This is a genomic window from Comamonadaceae bacterium OTU4NAUVB1 (genome assembly GCA_024372625.1).
Classification (GTDB): domain Bacteria; phylum Pseudomonadota; class Gammaproteobacteria; order Burkholderiales; family Burkholderiaceae_C; genus Variovorax.
Genome location: CP099605.1, coordinates 1,111,730 through 1,128,439 on the forward strand (window position 1 = coordinate 1,111,730; position 16,710 = coordinate 1,128,439).

Sequence of the window (16,710 nt, forward strand, 5' to 3'; positions counted from 1 at the left end):
ACCATGCGCCCATCATCAACGCAAGGAGTGTCTTTCCATGTTCAGACTCATCGCGACGCTCGCGGTCGCAGGCGTCGTCGCCGCGTGCGCGCAACCCGGCCCGACCGGCCCGATGTCGGCCAAGCCCATGCCCCCGGCCGGCGGCCCGATGGCGCCAGGGCCGATGGCGGCACCGGCTGCGCCACCACCGCCGCCCGTGACGCCGCCGGCGGCCCAGGTGTTCCGCCAGGCCCCGCTGCCCTATGCGGCGGACGCGCTGGAACCGGTGATCGACAAGGCCACCATGGAGATCCACCACGGTCGCCACCACAAGGCGTACTACGACGCGCTCAACAACGCCGCCGCGTCGAGCCCCGAAGTCGCACGCTCGAGCGTCGAGCAACTCGTCGCCACGGCGTCGCGCCAGACGCTGGTGGTGCGCAACAACGCGGGCGGGGCCTGGAACCACGCCTTCTTCTGGAACATCATGGCGCCGGTCGGCCAGGGCGGTGCCCCGTCGCCCGCGCTGATGGCACGCGTCCAGGCCGACTTCGGTTCCATGGACAACCTCATGCGCCAGTTCAACCAGGCCGGTGCCTCGCGCTTCGGCTCCGGCTGGGCCTGGCTGATCGTGCGTGACGGCAAGCTCGCCGTGACCTCGACGCCCAATCAGGACAACCCGCTGATGGACCTGGCCGAAGTGCGCGGCACGCCCATCCTGGGCAACGACGTCTGGGAGCACGCCTACTACCTGAAATACCAGAACCGGCGCGCCGACTACCTCGCCGCTTGGTGGCAGGTCGTCAACTGGAACGAGGTCAACCGCCGGTTCGCCGCGTCCGCCGCCGCCGGTCCCGCCACCGCGCGCTGATCCGCGTCCGATCCTGCGCGGGGCCGGTGCATCGATCTGCGCCGGCCCCGTTTTTTCGTTGGTCCTCCGGCCGTCACGGCCTCTCATTGAAAGCGATTGCCCATGCCCTCCCATTTCCCATCGAACGGCCAGGAACACAACGACCTCGACGCCGAATTCGATTCGCTGCGTCCCGGCGGCAGCACGGCCGCCGGCGCGACGCGCCGCACCGCCCTGATGGCCGCGCTCGGCGTCGGCTACGCGGCCGCGGCCGTGCCCGTCGCGGCGCAGACCTTCGTCACCACGCCGGCGGACGGGCTGACGGCCGGGCCGGTCACCTACAACGTCGGCGGCTTCGACGTGCCGGCCTACGCCGCCGCGCCAGCGGGCAAGACCGGCCTGCCGGTGGTGCTGGTGATCCAGGAGATCTTCGGCGTGCACGAATACATCGCCGACACCTGCCGGCGCTTCGCCAGGCTGGGCTACCTCGCCATCGCGCCGGAACTCTACGCGCGCCAGGGCGACGCGCGTTCGTTCACCGAGCTGCCGAAGCTGATGAGCGAACTGGTCGCCAAGGTGCCCGACGCCCAGGTCATGGCCGACCTCGACGGCGCCCTGCGCTACGCGGCCACGCGGGGCGGCGACGTCTCGCGTGCCGGCATCACCGGCTTCTGCTGGGGCGGGCGCATCACGTGGCTGTACGCGGCCACCGGCAAGGTCAAGGCCGGCGTGGCGTGGTACGGACGCCTCGTGGGCCAGCCGAGCGAGCTCACGCCGCGCCACCCGGTCGACATCGCCGCGCAGCTGCAGGCGCCGGTGCTGGGCCTCTACGGCGGGCGCGACCAGGGCATCCCGCTCGACACGGTCGAGCGCATGAAGGCGGCGCTGGCCACCGGCCCGGCCGCCGCCAGGGCCTCGCAGTTCGTCGTCTACCCGGAAGCCGGCCATGCCTTCCATGCCGACTACCGGCCGAGCTACGTCAAGGAGGCGGCGGAGGACGGCTGGAAGCGCACGCTGGCCTGGTTCAAGGCGAACGGCGTCGCCTGACCCGGCGCCGCGCCGGACGGTGACCGCCGCCCGGCGATGAACCGTCGGCGGATGTCATGGGACACTCGGCGCCCACCGTTTTCGTCCCCTCCCTGGCCCGCCGGCCAGAAAGTCCGTCGCCATGAATCTGTTCCTCATCCTCGCCGCCACGCTCGTCGCCGGCATCGGCAGCGTGTGGATCGCCGCGCTGCTCATGCGCGTGGGCGTGCGCAACGGCGGGGGCGGGCTCAATGCCCAGCACCTCCTGAGCCTGGCCGCCGGCGCGCTGCTCGCCACCGCGTTCATGCACCTCCTGCCCGAAGCCTTCGAGGGCGGGGTCGAGCCGTCCCGCCTGTTCGCCGCGCTGCTCTTCGGCGTGGTGTTCTTCTTCCTGCTCGACAAGGCGGAACTATGGCATCACGGGCACGAACACCACGGCGGCGCGACGGTGCCCGGTCATGGCCACGCGCATGCGAACGACCACGACCATGGTCATGGTCATGGTCATGGTCATGGTCATGGTCACTCACATGCCCACGCGACGTCGCGCACGGGGGGCTGGACGGTGCTGACCGGCGACAGCGTGCATTGCTTCGGCGACGGCATCCTGATCGCCTCGGCCTTCGCCGCCGATGCGCGCCTGGGGGTGGTGGCGGCCGTGTCGGTGCTGGCGCACGAGGTGCCGCACCACATCGGCGATCTGGTGGTGCTGCGCCAGACGTCCGCCAGTTCGCGCGCCGCGGTCGTCAAGGTCTCGCTCGCCGGCACGATGACGGCGCTGGGGGGATTGATCGGCTGGTGGCTGCTCGACCAGCTCCACGGCGTGCTGCCGTATTTCCTGGTGCTGGCGAGCAGCAGCTTCATCTACGTGGCCCTGGCCGACCTCATTCCGCAACTGCAGAAGCGTCTGCCGGCGCGGCAGACCGCGGCGCAGATCGCCTGGCTCGCCACCGGCATCGTGGTGGTGACGCTGGTGAGCACGCTGGCGCACGGCGGCCACGACCACGGGCACGCCGGGGAGGGCGGCCCTGCGCATGGGCACGAGGCATCGCATCACGAGGGCGACGGGCACGACCACGGTGCGGACGCGCCAGCCGGCGGCGTTTCGCGGCCGGCGCGCTGAGCTTCGCGTCGACACCGGGACGCTGGCCGCCCGGCGGAGGCTTTCTCCCACAGGCGAGTGGCCGAGCGGCTGTTGCACTGCGCCACGTCCGGGGGCAGCATGAGCGCTCTTCCACACACCAGGGACACCCCATGACTCACCCAGACCCCACGCTGCGCACCGGCTTGTCGACCCGCGAGGACGGCGAACTGCCGATGCTCGGCGACGGCTTCGACGCGTCGGACGATCTCGAGGCGGCGGCGCCCGACGAGCTGGAGGACGAGACCGGCATCGACCTGACCGACGCCAGCGACCTCGACGCCGACAACGTGCCGGCCGACGAAGAGAGCGAGCGCGTCGTCAACGCGCCCGACTGAGCTTCATCGGGACGTCCGGGACGTCCCGCCCGTCAGGGCTGCGCGCCCTGGCGTGTCGGCAGTCCGGGGGTGTTGCTCCATTCGCTCCAGCTGCCCGCGTACAGGCCCGTCGTTCCGAGTCCCGCGATCTGCATCGCCAGGAGGTTGGGAACGGCGCTCACGCCGCTGCCGCACTGGTGCACCACCGTCGAGGGATCGCGGCCGCCGAGCAGTTGCTCGAACTCCTGCTTCAGCTGCGCCGCCGGCTTGAACCTGCCATCGGGTCCCAGATTGTCCGAGAACGGCCGGTTCAGCGCGCCCGGGATGTGGCCGGCGACCGGGTCCAGCGGCTCGATCTCGCCGCGGTAGCGTGCGCCGGCCCGGGCGTCGACGAGGGTCTGGCCTGCCTGCTCGAGCCCGCGGACGACGTCGGGCGTGGTCACCAGGGGCAGCAGGGGATCGGCCGGCACGAAGTTCGACTGGAAGTGTGCCGCCTCGGTCCGGTCGGTGACGGCGCCGCCGGCCGCCTGCCAGGCCTGCAGGCCGCCATCGAGCACGGCCACCGCCTCATGGCCCATCCACTTGAGCATCCACCACAGGCGGCCACAGAAGTTGGCCCCGTTGCGGTCGTAGACGACGGCCTGCATGTCGTTGCGGAAACCCACGCTGGACAGCCAGGCCGAGAAGCGTTCGCGGCTGGGCAGCGGATGACGGCCGCCCGAGGCGGGAATGCCGTCGTCCTGCGCCACCACCACGCCGTGGCGGCCCGGCACCCCGTGGCGGGCGCTCAGGTCGGTGTCGAGGTTGGCGTAGACGGCGCCGGGAATGTGGGCCGCCTGGTACTGCGCCGGACCGGCCTCGGGTTTCATCAGGTCGAAGGTGCAGTCGAAGACCATCGATGGGGCACCGTTCGCCAGGAGGCTGGAGAGTGCTTCGGCGGAGATCAGGGTCGTGTGCATGTGGGATGTCCTGCGTGCGTGGGTTGAGCCGCCGGCCGGCGGCATGCCGTCAGTGCTCCTCGGCGGGCGCGCGGGGCAGCGAGCGCTGGCGCAGGACCGTGGCGGCGATGCCGCTGGCGATGATCAGCGCCATGCCGCCCCAGCCGAGCATGTCGATGCGGTCGTCGAAGAGCACCACACTGTAGATCGCCGCGAAGACGATGCCCGAGTACTGCAGGTTGGCCACGACCAGCGTGCCGTTCTCGGTTTTCGCCGAGGCGTACGCGCGCGTCATGCACAACTGGCCGGTGGAGGCCAGCAGGCCCACCGGCACCAGCCACAGGGCGTGGCCCCAGGTCCACCGGTCCCACGGCGTGAAGCCCGTGAGGGCCGTGGCGATGCCTCCCGCCACGGCCGAGCCGACCGCGAAATAGAACACCGTGCGCGCCTCCGGCTCGCCCATCCGCGACAACGCCACGACCTGCATGTAGGCGAAGGCGGCCGTGAGGCCCGACATCAGCCCCATCGCGCTGGCCAAGCCGTTGACGCCGGCGGTGCCGCCGACGTCGGGCTTGAGGATCATCACCACGCCGCCGAAGCCGGCGAGCACGGTCGCCACCAGCGCGCCCTGCAGGGGCGGGCGGTCGGCGCGGTCGTCGCGGCCGGGCACCGGCATCCAGGCCAGCAGGGCACCACCGACCAGGAAGGCGGCGATCCAGACGCTGCTCATGTAGTTGAGCGTCATGGCGGTGGCCAGCGGCAGGTGGGCGATGGCGTAGAACCACGCGCCCAGCGACACCACGCCGACCGTGCTGCGCCAGGCGTGCATGCCGGGGTGGCGGGTGGCCAGCGAAATGCCCCCGGCGCGCGCGAGCAGTCCCATGAACACGACGCTGATCATCCCGCGATAGAACACCAGCTCGGCGCTGGAGAACCAGGCCGAGGCGATCTTCACGCACACGCCCATGCTGGCGAACAGCACGGCGGCCAGCACCATCCACAGGGCCTGCATCGCGTGCTCAGGCCCCGGCGCGCGGCGTTCGCCGCGTCATGCGAGCGACTGCGCCATCTCGCGGCGATACCACTCGTGGAACTGCTGCATGCCGTCCTCCATCGGGCTCTGGTACGGACCGGTCTCGTTGTCGCCGCGCAGCATGAGCGCGCGGCGCCCGGCGTCCATGCGCTCGGCGATCTCGTCGTCCTCGACGCAGGTCTCCATGTAGGCGGCCTGCTGGGCCTCGATGAACTCGCGCTCGAAGGCGACGATCTCCTCGGGATAGAAGAACTCCACCATGTTGAGCGTCTTCTGCGGGCCCACCGGATGCAGGGTCGAGACCGTGAGCACGTGCGGATACCACTCGATCATCACGTGCGGGTAGTAGGTCAGCCAGATGGCACCGTACTTGGGTGGCTGGCCGTCGCGGTACTGCAGCAGCTGCTCCTGCCATTTCTGGTAGACCGGGCTGCCGGCGCGCCCGAGCCGGTTGGCCACGCCCACGGTCTGCACGGAGAAGTCGCGCGCGAACTCCCAGCGCAGGTCCTCGCAGGCCACGAAGCTGCCCAGGCCGGGATGGAACGGACCGACGTGGTAGTCCTCGAGGTAGACCTCGATGAAGGTCTTCCAGTTGTAGTTGCACTCGTGCAGCTCGACGCGGTCGAGCGCGTAGCCGGTGAAGTCGAGGTCGGCGCGCGGGCCCAGCCCGGCGAAGTCGGCCGCCACGTCGCGCCCGCTGCCGTCGCGGTTCTTCTCGAACAGGAGGCCGTTCCATTCCTCCAGCGGGTAGTTGTGCAGGTTCAGGCACGGGTCCTGCGCGAAGTGCGGCGCACCGATCAGGGTGCCGGTGGTGCGCGGGTCCGACGCGGCGTAGGTCCACCGGTGCAGCGGGCAGACGATGTTGCCGCCCGCCCCGGCGTCGAGCGTGCCGCGGCCCTGCAGGATCGTGGCCTGGCGATGGCGGCACACGTTGGAGATCAGCTCCACGCCCTTGGGCGTGTGCACCAGCGCGCGACCCTGGTGTTCCTGGGGCAGCGTGTGGAAATCGCCTCGTTCGGGCACCGCCAGCCGATGGCCGACATAGCGCGGGCCATTGGCGAAGAGGGTGTGCAGTTCGCGGGCGTAGAGTGCTTCGTCGAAGTACGCGGAAACCGGAAGTTGGCTCTGGGCCTTCTGCAGTTGAAGACTTAAATCAGACATGGGTGACCTGACCAAGCTCCCCACAGGGAGAGAAAAGAAAGAGAAGGAAGGCGTCGCCCGAACATCCGTCAGGCCCTGGAGCGCGCAGGAGCGGCGACCGCGAGAACGATCCCGGCGGGACCGGCATGTGAGGGGCATTGTACCCGCCGGGTACCGCGCGCAGCGTCGCCCTAAAATGCGCCGCTTACCTCCAGGTCCATTCCAAAGACTCCCCACGCATGCCCAAGGCGCCATCCCCCGTCGTCGGAACCGCTCCGGCGAACCCCGTCGATCCCACCTCCGCCGCCGCGATGCCGGCCGTGTCCTCGGCCGACGTCGCGCCGCCGGCCAGCTACGAAGCCGGGCTGCAGGAACTGGAGCGGTTGGTCGGCGAACTCGAATCGGGCCAGTTGCCGCTCGACCGGCTGCTCGACAGCTACCGGCGCGGCGCGTTCCTGCTGACGCACTGCCGCGAACGGCTGCAGGCGGTGGAGGACCAGATCAAGGTGCTCGACGCCGGCACGCTCAAGACGTGGTCGCCCGAATGAGCGCGGCCGACCACGAGCCGGGCGCCGTCGCCGCCTGGACGCCGCGGCGGCTGGCCGACTGGAGCGCACCGCAGCTCGCCCGCGTGGAGGACGCGCTGTCGCGCTGGGTCGGCGTCGATTCGCCCGCGCAACTGGGCGATGCGATGCGCTACGCGGTGCTCGGCGGCGGCAAGCGGCTGCGTCCGCTGCTGGTCCTGGCGGCGAGCGAGGCCGTCGGGGGCAGCGGTCCCGCCGCCCTGCGCGCGGCCTGCGCGACCGAGTTGATCCACGCCTATTCGCTGGTCCACGACGACCTGCCCTCGATGGACAACGACGTCCTGCGCCGTGGCAAGCCCACGGTGCACGTGCGCTTCGGCGAGGCCAGCGCGCTGCTCGCGGGCGACGCGCTGCAGGCGCTCGCCTTCGAGCTGCTCACGCCCGACGACGAGCCGGCCGTCACGCCGTCCATGCAGGCCATGCTGTGCCGGCTGCTCGCGCGCGCCGCCGGCAGCCAGGGCATGGCGGGCGGGCAGGCGATCGACCTGGCGAGCGTGGGCGTGATGCTCGACGAGGCGCGGCTGCGCCAGATGCACCGCCTGAAGACCGGCGCGCTGCTGCAGGGCAGCGTCGAGATGGGGATGGCGTGCGCCACGAGCGAGGTCGCGCCCGCCGCGGCCCGGGCGCTGCGCGACTACGGCGCGGCCCTTGGGCTCGCGTTCCAGGTGGTCGACGACATCCTGGACGTCACCGCCGATTCGCAGACGCTGGGCAAGACCGCCGGCAAGGACGCCGCCGCCGACAAGCCCACCTACGTCTCGCTGCTGGGCCTGGACGCCGCGCGCGCCGAGGCCGCCGCGCTGCTGGAACGCTCGCTGGTCGCGCTCCAAGGCAGCGGCTTGGCCGACACCGCCGCGCTGCGCGCGCTGGCACACATGGTCGTCGACCGCGACCGATAACGATTTCCACAAATGGCCGAGCTGCTCCCCACCATCCACGACCCCTCGGCGCTGCGCGCCCTCGACCGCGATCAGCTCAAGCAGCTGGCCCACGAAGTCCGAGCCTGCGTGCTCGACAACGTCTCGCGCACCGGCGGACACCTGAGCTCGAACCTGGGCACGGTCGAGCTCACCGTCGCGCTGCATCACGTCTTCCACACGCCGCACGACCGCCTGGTGTGGGACGTGGGCCACCAGACCTATCCGCACAAGATCCTCACCGGCCGGCGCGACCGCATGCCCACCCTGCGCCAGCAGGGCGGCATCTCGGGCTTCCCGCAACGCAGCGAGAGCGAGTACGACACCTTCGGCACCGCCCACTCCTCGACCAGCATCTCCGCGGCGCTGGGCATGGCGATGGCGGCCAAGCAGAAGGGCGAGGACCGTCATGCCGTGGCCATCATCGGCGACGGTGCCATGACGGCCGGCATGGCCTTCGAGGCGCTGAACAACGCCGGGGTGTCCGACTGCAGGCTGCTGGTGATCCTGAACGACAACGACATGTCGATTAGCCCACCCGTGGGTGCGCTCAACCGCTACCTCGCGCAACTCATGAGCGGCAACTTCTACGCGGCGGCCAAGAGCGTCGGCAAGACCGTGCTGCGCGCGGCGCCGCCGCTGTTCGAACTGGCCAAGCGGCTGGAGGAGCATGCCAAGGGCATGGTGGTGCCGGCCACGCTGTTCGAGCAGTTCGGCTTCAACTACGTCGGGCCGATCGACGGCCACGACCTCGACTCGCTGGTGCCCACGCTGGAGAACCTGCGGCTGCTCGACGGTCCGCAGTTCCTGCACGTCGTCACCAAGAAGGGGCAGGGTTACAAGCTGGCCGAGGCCGATCCGGTGGCCTATCACGGCCCGGGCAAGTTCGACCCCCAGGTCGGACTGGTCAAGCCCTCGACGGCACCCCGGCAGACCTTCACGCAGGTGTTCGGCGACTGGTTGTGCGACATGGCCGCGCACGACGGCCGGCTGGTGGGCATCACCCCGGCCATGCGCGAAGGCTCGGGCATGGTGGAGTTCGAGCGGCGCTTTCCCGGCCGCTACCACGACGTCGGCATCGCCGAGCAGCACGCCGTGACCTTCGCCGCGGGCCTCGCGTGCGAAGGACTCAAGCCGGTCGTCGCCATCTACTCGACCTTCCTGCAGCGCGCCTACGACCAGCTGATCCACGACGTCGCGATCCAGAACCTGCCGGTGGTCTTCGCGCTCGACCGCGCGGGCCTGGTGGGCGCCGACGGCGCGACGCACGCGGGCGCCTACGACATCCCGTTCCTGCGCTGCATCCCGAACATGAGCATCGCGTGCCCGGCCGACGAGGCCGAGTGCCGGCTGCTGCTGACCACCGCCTACGAGCAGAGCCACCCGGTGGCGGTGCGCTATCCGCGCGGCGCCGGCGCCGGTGTCGCGCCCGCCCTCACGCTCGACGCCTTGCCGTTCGGCCGCGGCGAGGTCCGCCGCGAGGGATCGGGCATCGCCATCCTGTGCTTCGGCACGCTGCTGCATCCGGCGCTCCAGGCAGCCGAGGTGCTGGACGCCACGGTCGTCAACATGCGCTGGGCCAAGCCGCTGGACGTCGAACTGCTGCTGCGCATCGCGGCGACGCACGATGCGCTGGTGACGCTGGAGGAGGGCGCGGTGATGGGCGGTGCGGGAAGCGCGGTGCTCGAGGCGCTGCAGGACGCCGGCATCGCGCGGCCCGTGATGGTGCTCGGCCTGCCCGACCGCTTCGTCGAGCACGGCGACCCGGTGCGGCTGATGGCCGACCTGGGCCTCGACGCGACGGGCATCGCCAGGTCGATCCAGGAACGCTTCCCGGCGACGCCGGCGGTGCTGGCACCGGTCGCGCCCGCGGTGGTGGCGGCCCTGTCCTAGAACGGGAAATCCGCAGGGTAAACCCCGGGCAGGCGGGTGGATGCGCTTTTTTACAATGGCGCCGGCCCACAAGGTCTGGAACGCGGCTCTGGCCGCGTTTTTCTTTTCCCCTCGCTATTTCGGAGTCAATTCCCCATGGATCGTCGTTCCCTCATCAAGCACGCGGGCGTCGCCGGTGTCCTGGCCGCGGGCATCGCGCCGGCCGTGCATGCGCAAGCGGCCGTGCGCTGGCGTCTCGCATCGAGCTTTCCCAAGTCGCTCGACACCATCTACGGCACCGCCGAGGTCTTCTCCAAGAAGGTCAGCGACATGACCGGCGGCAAGTTCCAGATCTCGGTGCATGCCGGCGGCGAGCTGATGCCGGCCTTCGGCGTGGTGGACGGCGTGCAGAACGCATCGGTGGAGATGGCGCACACGGCGCCCTACTACTTCTACGGCAAGGACCCGACCTTCTGCCTGGGCTGCGCGGTGCCCTTCGGCTTCAATGCCCGCCAGATGAACGCCTGGATGTACGAGGGCAACGGCATGAAGCTCATGCGCGAGTTCTACGCCAAGTACAACATCATCAATTTCCCCGGCGGCAATACCGGCGCGCAGATGGGCGGCTGGTTCAGGAAGGAGATCAAGTCGGTCGCCGACCTCAAGGGCCTGAAGTTCCGCACCAATCCCTTCGCCGGCCGTGTGCTCGAACCCTTCGGCGTGATCCCGCAATCCATCCCCGGCGCGGACCTGTATCCGGCGCTGGAGAAGGGCACGCTCGACGCGCTCGAGTGGGTCGGCCCCTACGACGACCAGAAGCTGGGCTTCAACAAGGTCGCGCCGTTCTACTACTACCCCGGCTGGTGGGAGGGCGGCCCGCAGCTGGACTTCTACATCAACAACAAGGCCTGGGAAGGCCTGTCGTCGGAATACAAGGCGGTGGTCGAGGCGGCCGCCTCGCACGCCAACGTGACCATGACGGCCAAGTACGACGCGCGCAACCCCGTCGCGCTCAAGCAACTCGTGGGATCGGGCACCAAGCTGCGTCCGTTCCCGCAGGACGTGATGAACGCGGCCTTCAAGTCAGCCCAGGAGATCTACGCCGGCCTGAACAACACCAATCCGGAGTGGAAGAAGATCTACCCCGACTACTCGAAATTCCTGGCCGACCAGAACGCGTGGTTCCGCTTCACCGAAGGCACCTTCGACCGCTTCATGCAGCAGCAGAAGCTGTGAGGTGAGCTGAGGTCCCAGGGGCGCGCCGAGCGCCCTTCGCGACGACTCCCGAGGCCCTTCCGGCGACGCCGGCGGGGCCTTCGTCATTTCAGGCGCGGGGCAGCATGGCGCGTCCGGCATGCTCGCCCACGCGCTGCGCGAAGGCCGTGAGCAGCGCCGGGTCGGCCGACTGGAACCAGCCGATGGCGCCGTTGCGGCGCTTGACCAGCAGGCGTGGCGCGATCACCTTCTGCAGCGGTGCCCAGTGCACCAGCTTGAGCTGCACCACCTCGCCGGCGTGCGCGCGACGGTTCCACAGCCAGGTCTGGCTCAGCACGTCGCCATCGAGCCGCGTGCGGCTGCGCACCACCCAGACGCCCATCCACACCACGCCGACGCCCGCCAGCCCGAGCACGGCGAGGCTGCCGGCCGACCACGTGGCCGCACGCAGCGCTGGCAGGCTCCACAGCGCCAGGGCGACCACGTCGACCACGATGACCACCGACAGCACGCGCAGGAAGGCCGGATAGGCCGGGCTCTCCAGCACCGGCCGCTCGGCCTCCCGCGCATCCATCTCCGGCGCGTCGTCGGTGGGCGGCGTCACCGCAGCGGATGCGGTCGTCACCGGGGCGGCGCCGGCTCCGGCGCGGCGGGAGCGGCCGGCGCGGCCGGGTCGGGTTGCGTGGTGCCGAACGGGTTTTCCATGTCGATGTTGCCGCTGTCGGGCTGCTGGCCCTCGGTGGGCATTTCCAACTGGACCTTGTCCGTGTCGACCACCACCGGCTTGTCGAGGAAGACGGTGACGGTCTGCGGGAAGAAGATCACGATGGCTACCAGCAGCAACTGCATCGCCACCCACGGGATGGCGCCCAGGTAGATGTCGCGCGACTCCACCTTGCGCGGCAGGGCACCGTTCTTGAACAGCGTGTCGGCGATGCCGCGCAGGTAGAACAGGGCGAAGCCGAAGGGCGGGTGCATGAACGAGGTCTGCATGTTCACGCACAGCAGCACGCCGAACCACACCATGTCGATGCCCAGCTTGTGCGCCACCGGCCCGAGCATCGGCAGGATGATGAAGGCGATCTCGAAGAAGTCGAGGAAGAAGGCCAGGAAGAAGACGAAGACGTTGACCGCGATCAGGAAGCCGATCTGCCCGCCGGGCAGGCCCGAGAGCAGGTGCTCGATCCACACCGCGCCGTCCACGCCCTGGAACACCAGCGAGAACACGCGCGAGCCGATCAGGATGAACACCACCATGGCCGTGAGGCGCATGGTGCCCTCCATGGCGTCCTTGAGCAGTTGCCACGTCAGCCGTCCATGGACGGCCGCCAGGATCAGCGCGCCCACCGCGCCCATGGCGCCGGCCTCCGTCGGCGTGGCGATGGCGTGGTCCATGAAGGGCAGGCCGCCCATCGAACCCAGCACGGCGAAGATCAGGATGGCCGAGGGGATGATGCCGCGCAGGCACTTGCGCCACAGCGCCCAGCCGTGCAGCGTGCGCGCCGTGGGCGGCAGGCCGGGCACGTGGTCGGGGCGCAGGCGCGAGACCAGGAACGTGTAGGCCGCGAAGATCAGCACCTGCAGGATCGAGGGACCCCAGGCGCCCTTGTACATCTGGCCGACGTCGGTGCCGAGCTGGTCGGCCATGACGATGAGCACCAGCGAAGGCGGCACCAGTTGCGTGATGGTGCCCGAGGCCGCCAGCACCCCGGTCGAATAGCGCATGTTGTAGCCGTAGCGCATCATGACCGGCAGCGAGATCATGGCCATGGCGATGACCTGGCCGGCCACGGTGCCGGTGATGGCGCCGAGCACGAAGCCCACGATGATCACCGAGTAGCCCAGACCCCCGCGCACCGGGCCGAAGAGCTGGCCCATCGAGTCGAGCATGTCCTCGGCCAGTCCGCACTTCTCGAGCACCGCCCCCATCAGCGTGAAGAACGGGATGGCCAGCAGCGTCTCGTTGGACAGGATGCCGAAGACGTTGAGCGGCAGGTTGGCCATGAAGCCGGCCGGGAACCAGCCCATCTCGATGGCGATGAAGCCGCTGAGCAGACCGAGCGCGGAGAGCGAGAACGCGACCGGGAAGCCGATCAGCATGATTACCACGAGCCCCGCGAACATCAGCGGGGCGAAGTTTTCCATTTGCATTGTGTGGGGCTCTCGCGGGGTCAGGCGGTGTCGGCGGCGGTGGCGACGAGGGATGGCGTGAGGACGGTGCTCATTGCAACGGCTTCTCGTACTGCGTGCTCATCGACAGGTCGCCGCGCAGGTGGGCCACGCGCTTGACGATCTCGGCCACGCCCTGCAGGAACATGACGGCGAAGCCCACGGGCATCAGCAGCGCGGCCGGCCAGCGGATCAGCCCGCCGATGTTCCCGGAGATCTCGTTGGTCTGGAACATGTTCCAGAAGAAGGGCCACGTGAGGTAGGTCAGCAGGCCCATCACCGGCAGCAGGAAGAAGGTCAGCCCGAAGAGGTCGACCCAGACCGGCCCGTGGCCCTTGAGCTTCCCGTAGACGATGTCGACCCGCACGTGCTCGTTGAACCGCAGCACCACCGGCGCGCCGAGCATCACGGTGGCCGCGAAGAGGTACCACTGGATCTCCAGCCACGCGTTGTTGCTGAAGTCGAAGCCGTAGCGCACGAGCGCGTTGCCCGCGGAGATCAGCGAGGCGGCCAGCACGGCCACGCCGGCGATCTTGCCGAGTTTCTCGCTGACCCAGTCCATGAGGGTCGCGAATCGAAGGAGTGCGGACAAGGTGGGAATCTCCGGCGCGGTGGGGACATCGGTCGTTGTCGGACAACACCGCGCAAAGCCCGCGATGGTAGCCGCCGCGCCCGCGTTGGTGCCGACAAACCATCGACGGGTTTTCCCTGAGGGCGGCCCCGAGAACATAATCCGCCGATGCCTCCCGCACCCGACCCCACGGCCCCCACACCACCCGGCCGGGCGCGTCCGGCCCACGCCCGCAGCATCGACGGTCCGGACATGCGCGAGGCCGGACGCGAACTCCTGTCGCTGGCCCTGATCGACGCGCGCAACCGCACGCTGCACCTGCTGTCGATGTGCGCGGACGCCCCCGACGCGCTGTGGCTCGCCGGCCACGCCGGCTGGTTCAGCGAGTGGTGGATCGCGCGCAACACGCAGCGCGCCTTCGGCATCGCATGCTCGCCGCGCCCGACGCGGCTGGCCTCCATCGAATCGCGGGCCGATGCCTGGTGGGCGCAGCGCCCGCCCGGCCTGGCGCACGGCATGTTCGAGCCGCTGCCCGATGCCCACGCCACGCGCGCCTACCTGCTGGAGACCCTGGAAAACACGCTCGACATGCTGGAGCGCGCGGTCGAGACCGACGCGGGCCTGTACTTCTACCGGCTCGCGCTGTTCCACGAGGATTCCTGCGGCGAGGAACTGCTGGTCCGGGCGCAGACGCTCGGCCTGCCGCTGGACGTGCCGCTGGAGGCGCCGCCGCTGGCGCGCGAGCCCCTGGCGCTGCCCGCGACCGCGTGGGCGCTCGGCCGCGCCGACGAGGGCTTCGCGTTCGCGCAGGAATGCGGTCACCAGGAGGTCGAGGTGCCGGCCTTCGAGATCGACGCCCAGCCCGTGACGTGGGCGCAGTTCGCCGAGTTCGTCGACGACGGCGGCTACGACCGCCTCGAGCTCTGGCGCCCCGAGGGCGTCGCGTGGCTCGCGCGACAGCGCGAGGGACGGCGCGCGCCGCGCCATGTGGAGCACATCGGCGTCGCGCACCAGGGCACCGGTGGCGCCGTCACGCAGCGCCGATTCGGGCGCGCCGTGCGCCTGGCCGGCCAGCGCAGCGTCGTCCACGTGGCCTGGTGGGAGGCCGACGCCTGGGCACGCTGGGCCGGTCGCCGCCTGGCCACCGAAGTCGAATGGGAGATCGCGGCGCGGGCCTCGGCGCACCACGGCTTCCGCTGGGGCGACGTGCACGAATGGACGGCCAACGTCCTGCGCCCGTGGCCCGGTTTCCGGCCCGACCCGTGGAGCGCCGGCACCGGCTTCGATCCGCGCCCGGTCTTCGGCCAGGCGCGCGTGCTGCGCGGCGCCTCGCTCGCCACGCACGCGCGCCTGCGCTCGCCGCAGCGGCGCGGCTTCGCATCGCCGGAATGGGACGAGGGCTTCGTGGGGTTCCGCACCTGCACGGTCTGACGCGCGCCGCGGCCGACGCTCAGCGCGCGGTCGCCTGCCGCACCGCCCGCTCCCAGCGCGCCATCGCCTCCTCGGCCTGGGCGCGTTCCATCGTCGGCACGAAGCGGCGCTCGACGCGCCAGAGCTTCGACAGCGCGGCGGTATCGGGGAAGACGCCGCACGAGAGGCCGGCCAGGCAGGCCGCGCCCAGGGCGGTGGTCTCGACGACCTCGGGCCGCACCACCGGAATGCCCAGCAGGTCGGCCTGGAACTGCATCAGCAGGTCGTTGACGCAGGCGCCGCCGTCCACCCGCAGTTCGCTCACCGGCGCGCCGCCGGCGGCCACCGCGTCGCGGCTCATGGCCTGCAGCAGCGCCGCGCTCTGGTAGGCGATGCTCTCCAGCGCGGCGCGCGCGATGTGGGCGACCGAGGTGCCGCGCGTCAGGCCGGTGATGATGCCGCGCGCCTCGGCGTTCCAGTAGGGCGCGCCCAGCCCGGTGAAGGCCGGCACCATCATCACGCCGCCGGCGTCGGGCACGCGCTCGGCGAGCGACTGCACCTCGGCGCTGCCCTGGATCGCCTTCAGGCCGTCGCGCAGCCACTGCACCACCGCACCGCCGACGAAGACGCTGCCTTCCATCGCATAGCGCGTCCGGGCGTCCGTCTGCGCCGCGCTGGTGACCAGCAGGCCGTTGCGCGAGGGCTGGAACGACTCGCCTGTGTGCATCAGCAGGAAGCAGCCGGTGCCGTAGGTGTTCTTGGCCATGCCGGCGTCGAAGCAGGCCTGGCCGAAGAGGGCGCTCTGCTGGTCGCCCGCCACGCCGCCGATGGGCAGCGCGGCGCCGAGCAGCTCGGCGTCGATGTCGGCGAAGTGCGAACTCGACGGCCGCACCTCCGGCAGCAGCGACGCCGGGATGTCCAGCAGCGCCAGCAGCTCGGCGTCCCAGCGGTTCGCGTGGATGTCGAAGAGCATCGTGCGCGAGGCGTTGCTGACGTCGGTGACGTGCACCCGGCCACCCGTGAGCCGCCAGACGAGCCAGCTGTCGACCGTGCCGAAAGCCAGCTCGCCGCGCTCGGCCTGCGCGCGGGCGCCGGGCACGTGGTCCAGCAGCCAGCGCAGCTTGGTGGCGGAGAAGTAGGCATCGACGACCAGGCCGGTGCGCGCGCGGATCAACGCGTCGGCGCCGTCCTCGCGCAGCCGCGCGCACAGGGGCTCGGCGCGGCGGTCCTGCCAGACGATGGCGCGATGCACGGGCTCGCCGGTGCGGCGGTCCCACAGCAGCGTGGTCTCGCGCTGGTTGGTGATGCCGACGGCCCGGATGTCGCGCGCCGTCAATCCGGCCCTGGCCAGCACCTCGCGCGCGGTGGCGAGCTGGCCGGTCCAGATCTCCTGCGGGTCGTGCTCGACCCAGCCGGGCCGCGGATAGAACTGCGTCAGCTCCTTCTGCGCCACCGCGACGATGCGGCCCTCGGCGTCGAACACGATGCTGCGCGAACTGGAGGTGCCCTGGTCGAGGGCGAGCAGGTAGGTCATGGGGATGGGATCTC

At 70.5% G+C, this 16,710-nt stretch carries 16 protein-coding genes; 9 read left to right on the forward strand and 7 right to left on the reverse strand.

The features are described from left to right. Window positions 1-217 precede the first annotated feature (217 nt). From NF681_08590 to NF681_08605, 4 genes are all read left to right on the forward strand, one after another. Window positions 218-850, forward strand: coding sequence for a superoxide dismutase (locus tag NF681_08590; protein UST55718.1), 633 nt, complete (start codon window positions 218-220; stop codon window positions 848-850). Window positions 851-952: 102 nt separating this feature from the next. Further along, window positions 953-1,876 (forward strand): dienelactone hydrolase family protein, encoded by a 924-nt coding sequence (locus tag NF681_08595; GenBank protein UST55214.1) that lies wholly within the window; start codon window positions 953-955, stop codon window positions 1,874-1,876. A gap of 121 nt (window positions 1,877-1,997) precedes the next feature. Next, on the forward strand, window positions 1,998-2,978 hold the full coding sequence (locus NF681_08600) for a ZIP family metal transporter (protein UST55215.1): 981 nt from the start codon (window positions 1,998-2,000) through the stop codon (window positions 2,976-2,978). A 131-nt stretch (window positions 2,979-3,109) separates the two neighbouring features. After that, a complete protein-coding gene (locus NF681_08605) occupies window positions 3,110-3,334 on the forward strand; it encodes a hypothetical protein (protein ID UST55216.1) in 225 nt (74 codons plus the stop codon). Between the two features lie 32 nt (window positions 3,335-3,366). On the opposite strand, the gene NF681_08610 is transcribed toward NF681_08605, so the two are convergent. From NF681_08610 to NF681_08620, 3 genes are read right to left on the reverse strand one after another with little or no spacing between them, the layout of a single operon-like run. Further along, the gene (locus NF681_08610; protein ID UST55217.1) at window positions 3,367-4,272 is read right to left on the reverse strand and encodes a sulfurtransferase; all 906 of its coding nucleotides are present in this window, start codon (window positions 4,270-4,272) and stop codon (window positions 3,367-3,369) included. A gap of 49 nt (window positions 4,273-4,321) precedes the next feature. Then, the gene (locus NF681_08615; GenBank protein UST55218.1) at window positions 4,322-5,263 is read right to left on the reverse strand and encodes a DMT family transporter; all 942 of its coding nucleotides are present in this window, start codon (window positions 5,261-5,263) and stop codon (window positions 4,322-4,324) included. A 36-nt stretch (window positions 5,264-5,299) separates the two neighbouring features. Continuing rightward, window positions 5,300-6,445 (reverse strand): aromatic ring-hydroxylating dioxygenase subunit alpha, encoded by a 1,146-nt coding sequence (locus NF681_08620; GenBank protein UST55219.1) that lies wholly within the window; start codon window positions 6,443-6,445, stop codon window positions 5,300-5,302. A 290-nt stretch (window positions 6,446-6,735) separates the two neighbouring features. On the opposite strand from NF681_08620, the gene xseB reads away from it, so the two are divergent. The 4 genes from xseB (at window position 6,736) to NF681_08640 (ending at window position 11,033) form a co-directional block, all read left to right on the forward strand. Then, window positions 6,736-6,972, forward strand: coding sequence for an exodeoxyribonuclease VII small subunit (xseB, locus tag NF681_08625; GenBank protein UST55220.1), 237 nt, complete (start codon window positions 6,736-6,738; stop codon window positions 6,970-6,972). Further along, entirely contained in the window at window positions 6,969-7,907 is a 939-nt protein-coding gene (locus NF681_08630; protein ID UST55221.1) for a polyprenyl synthetase family protein, read from the forward strand. The genes xseB and NF681_08630 overlap by 4 nt, the downstream gene beginning before the upstream one ends. Before the next feature lie 12 nt (window positions 7,908-7,919). Then, entirely contained in the window at window positions 7,920-9,818 is a 1,899-nt protein-coding gene (gene dxs, locus NF681_08635) for a 1-deoxy-D-xylulose-5-phosphate synthase (GenBank protein UST55222.1), read from the forward strand. 135 nt (window positions 9,819-9,953) lie between these two features. Then, entirely contained in the window at window positions 9,954-11,033 is a 1,080-nt protein-coding gene (locus NF681_08640) for a TRAP transporter substrate-binding protein (GenBank protein UST55223.1), read from the forward strand. Window positions 11,034-11,121: 88 nt separating this feature from the next. Here NF681_08640 and NF681_08645 read toward each other — a convergent pair whose 3' ends face one another. The 3 genes from NF681_08645 to NF681_08655 all read right to left on the reverse strand — a co-directional run bounded on the left by NF681_08645 (window position 11,122) and on the right by NF681_08655 (window position 13,773). After that, window positions 11,122-11,637 carry a hypothetical protein gene (locus NF681_08645; GenBank protein UST55224.1) on the reverse strand — a complete coding sequence of 172 codons (516 nt, stop codon included), beginning with the start codon at window positions 11,635-11,637 and terminating at the stop codon, window positions 11,122-11,124. Then, a complete protein-coding gene (locus tag NF681_08650) occupies window positions 11,634-13,163 on the reverse strand; it encodes a TRAP transporter large permease subunit (protein ID UST55225.1) in 1,530 nt (509 codons plus the stop codon). The genes NF681_08645 and NF681_08650 overlap by 4 nt, the downstream gene beginning before the upstream one ends. Window positions 13,164-13,233: 70 nt before the next feature. Further along, complete coding sequence (locus NF681_08655; protein ID UST55226.1) at window positions 13,234-13,773, reverse strand: TRAP transporter small permease subunit; 540 nt, start codon at window positions 13,771-13,773, stop codon at window positions 13,234-13,236. Between the two features lie 231 nt (window positions 13,774-14,004). Here NF681_08655 and NF681_08660 point away from each other — a divergent pair, with 231 nt between their 5' ends. Continuing rightward, window positions 14,005-15,183, forward strand: coding sequence for an SUMF1/EgtB/PvdO family nonheme iron enzyme (locus NF681_08660; GenBank protein ID UST55719.1), 1,179 nt, complete (start codon window positions 14,005-14,007; stop codon window positions 15,181-15,183). Between the two features lie 19 nt (window positions 15,184-15,202). Here NF681_08660 and glpK read toward each other — a convergent pair whose 3' ends face one another. Beyond that, on the reverse strand, window positions 15,203-16,696 hold the full coding sequence (gene glpK / locus NF681_08665) for a glycerol kinase GlpK (GenBank protein UST55227.1): 1,494 nt from the start codon (window positions 16,694-16,696) through the stop codon (window positions 15,203-15,205). Window positions 16,697-16,710: the final 14 nt, after the last annotated feature.

What these genes read in the sequence shown, in the direction of transcription:
- NF681_08640 (UST55223.1), top strand. Translation starts at nt 9,954, where the DNA reads ATGGATCGTCGTTCCCTCATCAAGCACGCGGGCGTCGCCGGTGTCCTG.
- NF681_08595 (UST55214.1), top strand. Translation starts at nt 953, where the DNA reads ATGCCCTCCCATTTCCCATCGAACGGCCAGGAACACAACGACCTCGAC.
- NF681_08650 (UST55225.1), bottom strand. Translation starts at nt 13,163, where the DNA reads ATGCAAATGGAAAACTTCGCCCCGCTGATGTTCGCGGGGCTCGTGGTA.
- NF681_08615 (UST55218.1), bottom strand. Translation starts at nt 5,263, where the DNA reads ATGCAGGCCCTGTGGATGGTGCTGGCCGCCGTGCTGTTCGCCAGCATG.
- NF681_08600 (UST55215.1), top strand. Translation starts at nt 1,998, where the DNA reads ATGAATCTGTTCCTCATCCTCGCCGCCACGCTCGTCGCCGGCATCGGC.
- NF681_08630 (UST55221.1), top strand. Translation starts at nt 6,969, where the DNA reads ATGAGCGCGGCCGACCACGAGCCGGGCGCCGTCGCCGCCTGGACGCCG.
- xseB (UST55220.1), top strand. Translation starts at nt 6,736, where the DNA reads ATGCCGGCCGTGTCCTCGGCCGACGTCGCGCCGCCGGCCAGCTACGAA.
- NF681_08605 (UST55216.1), top strand. Translation starts at nt 3,110, where the DNA reads ATGACTCACCCAGACCCCACGCTGCGCACCGGCTTGTCGACCCGCGAG.
- NF681_08610 (UST55217.1), bottom strand. Translation starts at nt 4,272, where the DNA reads ATGCACACGACCCTGATCTCCGCCGAAGCACTCTCCAGCCTCCTGGCG.
- NF681_08620 (UST55219.1), bottom strand. Translation starts at nt 6,445, where the DNA reads ATGTCTGATTTAAGTCTTCAACTGCAGAAGGCCCAGAGCCAACTTCCG.
- glpK (UST55227.1), bottom strand. Translation starts at nt 16,696, where the DNA reads ATGACCTACCTGCTCGCCCTCGACCAGGGCACCTCCAGTTCGCGCAGC.
- NF681_08660 (UST55719.1), top strand. Translation starts at nt 14,005, where the DNA reads ATGCGCGAGGCCGGACGCGAACTCCTGTCGCTGGCCCTGATCGACGCG.
- dxs (UST55222.1), top strand. Translation starts at nt 7,920, where the DNA reads ATGGCCGAGCTGCTCCCCACCATCCACGACCCCTCGGCGCTGCGCGCC.